The following is a 5,058-nucleotide window of genomic DNA, read 5'->3' as shown; positions in this document are numbered from 1 at the left end:
ATAAAAAAGTAATTGTGGAATGAGGCACGACTTGCTAAAGTGATTATGACAAAGTCGCTCGGTAATTAGACCGACAGTTTCCCTTGGTAATCACACTAGTACATATTAGTGATATTTCATCGATGCTTCCCAAGCATTTAACGCAGCGCTCTGCGGAAAATTTGTCCGACAGCAGCACCTTGTTAGCTTATTCAAACACAACTTCTTCAATTGGTTTATTGTCGGTTTGATTTTTATTTGCGTTCTTCATCCAAAACTCTATTATTTCTTCTGGCTTTTCCATGAATTCAATCATTAATTTCCCTTCGGTATTCTCTTCATCATACGGCGCTTCTAATCCAATAACGGTCGTCGCTTCACCTATCACCGTATAACCCATTGATTTAGGGTTCTTTGGTTTAAGGTGGCCGTTTTCAATAAGAATGGTTGAACCAACTTCAACACCTATTCTTTGAATGAAAGGGGATACGATGGCATGATACCCAAACCCGTTTGGTGGCAAGTGCCTATAACAAGGTTGAGGAGATAAATATGAAGCATTAACCCATTGGGATAACGTATGGGTTCTATTGCTTGTTGATTCCCGATATACATCTAGCACTAGGTCTGGGGTAGAAGTAAAATTACTATCTACTCTGAAAGCTAGTTTACCCTGTGATGACATTGCAATTTGAGTCAAATCATCAATATTAGATATTTTAGGGAGAGACGTTAGATATAAGTAACTTATATTTATGGATTTCTTAGTCCCTTGAATATTCCATGTTGTAGACCAATATTCAGATCCTTTTTCTATATCATTTTTCGCCTTTCGACTAGTATGGTGATACAGCGTTATATAGGGAACTCCACCGTCAATTTTTGCATCACCTGTGCGATATTGATACAAGAACTTTGGACCTTTTATCGCGCACTTATAAAGAATACTTCCATCATCTAGCCACGATATTGCATCATTATTTTTGAAACGTATTCTCAGGCAAGCGCCATGAGAAATATCAACACCCAAATCGCATAGGCCAAACTCATCAAACTGAGCTACCTGGTTACCCGAGAAATACAATGGCTGGATCCAATGCATTGAGTCGCCAGCTTCGAAGTAAATTTGATCGGGGCAGACAACCGAATACCCAATGTTATGTACGAGCTTACATTTGATGTAACCCTCATGTTCGAATTCATCAAAATTACGCATACCTTCGAAATCATCAATGTATTTACTGCGCTCTTTCTTTTCAATTCGATTAAACCTTAAATTCTTCATGATTTCCTTGGGAAGATAACGGCCGAGCTGAAGGCACGGCCGGTCGGCTTGAGCGCTTGGTTAGGCCCTTGGCCTGCTGCGAATGCGCCTCAACGGTCGGTGGGCTTCCTGTAAGCTCTATGACACTCCATGATTTCCAGTCACGATTAACATCGTGGCTCACAATAATAGTCTGAAATTTGAAACCGGTATCCGCAAAATAATTTAGATACATATCTATTCGAGCATCATCGAAGCTAAAGGAATTACTTTCAATAACCAACATTGTCGGTGTTTTGCGGGATGCAAACTGAGCAGCTGCAATACCCAATTCGGCTAGGACACGGCCTTGCTCACTACCAGAAAGCAGGCTGTATCGACGATTTACAGATCGACGATTTACATCCGAGATTTCCACGTATACATTAGTGCAGTCACCCTCTTTCCTAAAATCTATTGCTGATATCGAACAATAAAATGATTTTCCTACGAGGCCTGCATAGTTTTGTAACGCAACTACTGGGATTCGTAGATGAGTAGAGATAATGCACGCTTCATCTAAGCCTTCGGTATTGAAAACCCTGCGCTCTATAAAAAATACTTTTAGTGGAAAGGGGCTGTCGGGTACTGGAACGGCCCCACTGCTATAAGTTACTTCGCCTTTCCGAATTACAACGCGTACCTTACTGGGCTTGCTGCTGGTAACGACAGAATAAATAATTGGCAAAGTTTTCGATGGGAACATCCAGCGCTCTAATTTACTGGTGTCTTGAAGTGCAGAGATCCACTCTGTAATTGCGGTCTTTCCAACGGCATCGTCCCCGACTAGCGCGGTTCTCCAACCCAAATCGACGGTAACGCCGTTACGAAAGAGAGGTGTTTTTTCTAGAACGAGTGATGAAACATTTGGCTTTTTGTTTTTTGATATACCTTGCCAAAAAGGTGCGCCAACTTTGTCCCAAAGAAACCAAAGCCCCGTGATGATTCCCAGAACTGATGCGACGGCGGCGATTACCTCTACCATTCTGCCTCCTCGAGCCTAACAAGTAATTATACAGTTCCCGTATATCCTCCATATTTTTAGCATAAATAGCAACCAAGTTGTTATTTGAATCGACCCGACTTTTTCGGAGACTTTTTTGTTTGAGCCAGGCAGCAAGATTGAATCTCTCCAGGTTCACAAGAGATTCCATTTCTTGAGTAAATTAGTAGTCATCAACGCTACTCAGCATCTCTTTTCCAATAATCCCCAGCAGAAAACTCTGGTTCAACCATCAATTCCAGCCACTGGTCACATTGACCTGGCTTATTCATAAATAATTGTACAAGTGCCGGTGACCATTTTGTTTCATTGCTACCAAGCCGTTCTTCAAGCGCATCGGAAAATAGCTTCAGCGCATTCCATAACGCCTGTCCACCCAGCTCTTCACGAACTGGTTGCGGTATATTCGGTAATGTCAGTATTCTGCAGATTGACTGAATCACCACTTTTGCTTTTTCTTCTCTCCAATCCGGCGTTGGCACAACTTTTCTCCTGTTGTTTGGTTATCTTTTTGCTAAACAACAGGCATTGTAACCTCATGCTGTCCAGGTTGGTATTTCCTATTCCCCGTCAAACCGTTCTTCCAGCCAGTCCGCCCATTTGACCGCTTTGGTAATCAAGTCAGCACGATACTTTGAATTATATTCTGGTGTTCTTGAGTGATAGTTTGCTGCTTTGGTCCAGATATCGCCCCGGTCGTTTTTGATATGTTGCCGCACACGCCAGGCGGCCAGATCGTAGGCATAACAACCGGTCTGTGCAACATGATCGGTGGTGATGCCGTATCTGAATAAATCTTGAAGATACGCAGTATTAAATTGCATACTACCGACATCGTGCGTGCCGTTGCTGTTTTCTACCCATTGCCCTGGCTTGCCGCCTTCCTTTTCTGCGATTGCCAACAGGATATTGGCTGGAATTTCATACTTGATGGCGGCAATAATTGAACACACTACCCGCTCCTGTATGTCCGGGGGCATATCCAGCATACGTTAGTATGCTGGCATGGGTTGATATTGTATCTGCTGCTGAATGCCGGGCTGCTCTTTTATCAGGTTTTGCGGCTGTTGCTGCATCTGGTGCTGCTGTATCTGTTGTTGCGGTAGTTGCTGTTGTTGTGCTTGCTGCGGCTCAAACATATAGATTTCTACGCGCCGGTTTTTTGCACGACCCGCAACATTATCATTTGATGATATCGGCTCGTATGAGCCGCGGCCATCAATATGAATACGATTCATCGCAATGCCCTGGCTGACGATATAGCTTCGCGTACTGGCAGCACGGTGGACGGATAGCGGGTTGTTAATTGTATCGGTACCGGTATTGTCGGTATGTCCGATTATGTTTACCTGGGCATTGGGATTACTCATGAGTCCGGCTACAAGACTGTTTAAAACCGGGCGCATTTCAGGTTTGATATCGGCGCGTCCCGTGTCAAACGAAAAGTCCCCCGGTACATCCATTTTGAGCTGGTTGTTCTGCGTTTGCGTGACTTCAATACCGGTACCGGTAGTGACCTGCTCCATTTGCTGTTTCTGTTTCTCCATACGTGAAGACCAGATATAACCGCCTATTGCGCCGACCCCGGCGCCAATACCCGCACCCAGCGCCGGATCACCGGCAATCGCACCGATAACGGCGCCAGCAGCAGCACCGATACCGGTGCCCGCCGCCGTGCCTTGTGCAGTACTGCGTTGTGATTGTGTCATATTGGCGCAGCCTGCAACCAGGATCACCATCAATAAAACCGGTATAAATTTTTTCAAGAACATGTCAGAACCCCAGTTGTCTGCCGTATTGGCTGTTGATCATCTTCGGCCAGTTACCTGCTGACGTACATTTACCCAGGAACTTGCCGCGCGCTTTAAAGGTCTTGTTCAGGCTGATGCCGCCATGACCGTTAAACATGATGATATCGAAGTAATCCTGAACGAAACCTGTACACGCCGATACCACGCCAACACCCTGCAGCATTCCGGCCATGCAAAGCACCGTGCTGCATGAATCCTTGGCCTGGACAGGTGTGGTCAACAGGAGCATTAAGGCTGAAGTTAAGAAATATTTTTTCATTGGGATGGCTTCCACGGTTTCACCGTGTCATCAATCTTGGTGGCGGCCTCTATTGTTCGTCTGACGCTCTCATCTACAGTATCACCATTACTCAGACGGTTATGCAGTGCTGAGGCGCCCATAGCCATACCGACACCTGCCATGCCAACCGCACCGGCTGCAACCCCTGCTGCCGTACCAACTACCGGCATAGCATTACCCGGAGAATAATTACCAATTCCAGAGCCACCGCTCAACACAATACCGGATACCAATGGCGGCAACTTGGAAACCAGTATCCAAAGAGCAATAGCAAAGATGAGCATCACCGACAGTTCTTCATAGTTCAGTACGTTCTTGGACATTTTGCTGTAGAAACCGGACAATAATTCACTACCGATTCCCACAATCAGAATCATCACAAGCAACTGAATACCAACACCCAGCACTGTCCTGAAGTATTGAATCGCAATATCGCTCGTCCAGCGTGAACCACCAAAGCCGAGTAAAAAAATGCCAGCGTACATGAGTACCCATGCGGCAATCAGTAATAACAGCATATTGACCGCAATAACCGCCAGAATGACAACAATTCCCAAAGCCAAAATAAACCCGATGAAACTGTCCAGGGGCTGCAATACAGACATATTTCTAAAGGCCATCTCAAGCATCAGATAGCCAGTATTGATAATATCTGTATGAGTCGTGCCACCTGGCAATCCAG

General features: G+C 45.1%; 6 protein-coding genes and 1 pseudogene. All 7 read right to left on the bottom strand.

Annotation, left to right across the window (positions count from 1 at the left end; translation table 11 throughout):
* Positions 1–187 precede the first annotated feature (187 nt).
* The gene (locus C8R11_RS15655) at positions 188–1,264 is read right to left on the bottom strand and encodes a hypothetical protein (protein ID WP_107796509.1); all 1,077 of its coding nucleotides are present in this window, start codon (positions 1,262–1,264) and stop codon (positions 188–190) included.
* Positions 1,245–2,267, bottom strand: a complete 1,023-nt coding sequence (locus tag C8R11_RS15650) for a hypothetical protein (RefSeq protein ID WP_107796508.1) — start codon at positions 2,265–2,267, stop codon at positions 1,245–1,247. Before C8R11_RS15650 ends, C8R11_RS15655 begins: the two co-directional genes overlap by 20 nt.
* A 197-nt stretch (positions 2,268–2,464) precedes the next feature.
* Positions 2,465–2,767 carry a hypothetical protein gene (locus C8R11_RS15645; RefSeq protein ID WP_107796507.1) on the bottom strand — a complete coding sequence of 101 codons (303 nt, stop codon included), beginning with the start codon at positions 2,765–2,767 and terminating at the stop codon, positions 2,465–2,467.
* 78 nt (positions 2,768–2,845) lie between these two features.
* Entirely contained in the window at positions 2,846–3,274 is a 429-nt protein-coding gene (locus C8R11_RS15640; RefSeq protein WP_107796506.1) for a lysozyme family protein, read from the bottom strand.
* 126 nt (positions 3,275–3,400) lie between these two features.
* Positions 3,401–4,057: pseudogene (locus C8R11_RS15635) on the bottom strand (YiaD family glycine zipper/OmpA-like lipoprotein); the annotation flags it as partial.
* Position 4,058: 1 nt separating this feature from the next.
* The gene (locus C8R11_RS15630; protein WP_107796504.1) at positions 4,059–4,355 is read right to left on the bottom strand and encodes a TrbM/KikA/MpfK family conjugal transfer protein; all 297 of its coding nucleotides are present in this window, start codon (positions 4,353–4,355) and stop codon (positions 4,059–4,061) included.
* Positions 4,352–5,058 (bottom strand): type IV secretion system protein (locus C8R11_RS15625; protein ID WP_181258286.1); only part of this gene is annotated, 707 nt, incomplete at its 5' end. The genes C8R11_RS15630 and C8R11_RS15625, both read right to left, overlap by 4 nt.

It is taken from the genome of Nitrosomonas aestuarii (assembly GCF_003046585.1).
Taxonomy (GTDB): domain Bacteria; phylum Pseudomonadota; class Gammaproteobacteria; order Burkholderiales; family Nitrosomonadaceae; genus Nitrosomonas; species Nitrosomonas aestuarii.
This window is presented reverse-complemented; position numbering and strand designations above follow the sequence as displayed.

Bases quoted from the DNA above. Each gene is read 5' to 3' on its own strand.
- C8R11_RS15655 (WP_107796509.1), bottom strand. From the start codon at position 1,264: ATGAAGAATTTAAGGTTTAATCGAATTGAAAAGAAAGAGCGCAGTAAA.
- C8R11_RS15650 (WP_107796508.1), bottom strand. From the start codon at position 2,267: ATGGTAGAGGTAATCGCCGCCGTCGCATCAGTTCTGGGAATCATCACG.
- C8R11_RS15640 (WP_107796506.1), bottom strand. From the start codon at position 3,274: ATGCTGGATATGCCCCCGGACATACAGGAGCGGGTAGTGTGTTCAATT.
- C8R11_RS15630 (WP_107796504.1), bottom strand. From the start codon at position 4,355: ATGAAAAAATATTTCTTAACTTCAGCCTTAATGCTCCTGTTGACCACA.